This window comes from Staphylococcus auricularis, assembly GCF_051172115.1.
Taxonomy (GTDB): domain Bacteria; phylum Bacillota; class Bacilli; order Staphylococcales; family Staphylococcaceae; genus Staphylococcus; species Staphylococcus auricularis_A.
Map to the genome: position 1 here is coordinate 1 of NZ_JBPIZN010000015.1, position 1,474 is coordinate 1,474.

A 1,474-nucleotide genomic window follows, 5' to 3' on the forward strand; every position below is an offset into this window, starting at 1 on the left:
TTTATATCTGAAATAGTTCATACAGAAGACTCCTTTTTGTTAAAATTATACTATAAATTCAACTTTGCAACAGAACCATTTATTTTCTATTTTCTTATCTTTAGGAAGTCTTTTTGCTATCTTTAGTGGTTTCTTTATTTTGGGCATTGGAATGTTAATTGGTGGAGCAACTTTATTAACTAAAAGTATTTCTGAAGAATAAAAGAGTTGACGCATTTATGCCGAGAAAATTTATTGATCAATGAGAAGAACCCTTAACTAAATTTGAAGACGAATGTCGGCATAGCGTGAGCTATTAAGCCGACCATTCGACAAGTTTAGGGTTTGTTAAGGGTTCAGAGGCTCGTTGTCAATAAAGCAATATTGATTTATGACTTTTTGAGTACAAGGGAGTTTTTTTATGAACAATGATTATATTTCTATTGATTTTTTGAATGAAATACTGTTATTTGATTATAAGTTTTCTTTGATAAATTATGAATTTGAACAATGGAATCAAGAGTATGAAGCTTTTAATTTTGAATTTAGTGGAGTTGATTTTAAAAGTCGATTAGCTAAAAAAACTCCTAAAAAAGCAGGTTATTTTGTTGCATTTTGGCGCAAGAATGAAACTAATAAAAACAGACCTTTTAACTTTGAGGAATCGAAAGATAAGTTGATTATTAATATTTTAGATGGATCTAAAAAAGGTCAATTTGTTTTTCCGAAAGAGTTATTGTTTAAAAAAGGAATTATTAGTTCTGAAAAACATAAAGGTAAAATGGCTATTCGTGTTTATCCTAGTTGGGAGAAGGATTTAAATAAAACGGCTATTAGTACACAGAAGTGGCAAGCTCCTTATTTTTTAGATTTTACTAATGGTTTTGAGAAGGAAAAAATTAAGGAGTTGTATTTAAATTAATTTTGATTTTTGAAACGAGTTGAAAACGAGTTTCTTCTTGTCTTGATATTTAATAATCTCAACATAAATAAAATCAAAGCTAAAAAAGGACGTAAAATTGAATGGTTAGAGTTTACTTTTGACGCTGAGAAACGTATTCACAGTAAACGACAGCCACAAATGGCGAATATAGATAAGTCACGACAATATATAAGTCGTGAAAAAACGCCGAGATGGTTAGAAGAACGTACTTATGAAAAAAATAAAAAGTGAGTATGATCCACAATTAGAAAAAGAGCGAAAAGCATTCTTAAAACAACTTCAATTAGATTGGGAAGATTAAAATAAAAGATCTTTAGCACACTTGCTAAAGATCTTTTATTTTGTATTTTATTTTCCTGTTAATTCAGGTATTAACCAACTTAGGAAACCTCCAATAGGAAAAACAATCCACCAATATCTAGCCATAAAATCCCAACCATTTTTTACAGGTTCATTTTTTCTATTAGATACTCTATTTGGTTCTGTTGCAAAGTAAAAAAATATAGCTAACCACTAATTTATCATGTCAGTGTTCGCTTAACTTGCTAGCAT

Annotated in this window: 1 protein-coding gene and 2 pseudogenes; 2 read left to right on the forward strand and 1 reads right to left on the reverse strand. The window is 29.2% G+C overall.

Annotated elements, in window-relative coordinates; genetic code table 11:
• The first annotated feature begins 400 nt into the window (after window positions 1-400).
• Both ACSBRB_RS10575 and ACSBRB_RS10580 read left to right on the forward strand, forming a co-directional pair.
• Window positions 401-901 carry a MepB family protein gene (locus ACSBRB_RS10575; protein ID WP_106421183.1) on the forward strand — a complete coding sequence of 167 codons (501 nt, stop codon included), beginning with the start codon at window positions 401-403 and terminating at the stop codon, window positions 899-901.
• A 36-nt stretch (window positions 902-937) separates the two neighbouring features.
• Window positions 938-1,223: pseudogene (locus ACSBRB_RS10580) on the forward strand (RepB family plasmid replication initiator protein); the annotation flags it as partial.
• 47 nt (window positions 1,224-1,270) lie between these two features.
• Here the strand turns inward: ACSBRB_RS10580 and ACSBRB_RS10585 are convergent.
• Window positions 1,271-1,387, reverse strand: a pseudogene (locus ACSBRB_RS10585) (helix-turn-helix domain-containing protein); the annotation flags it as partial.
• Between the last annotated feature and the right edge of the window lie 87 nt (window positions 1,388-1,474).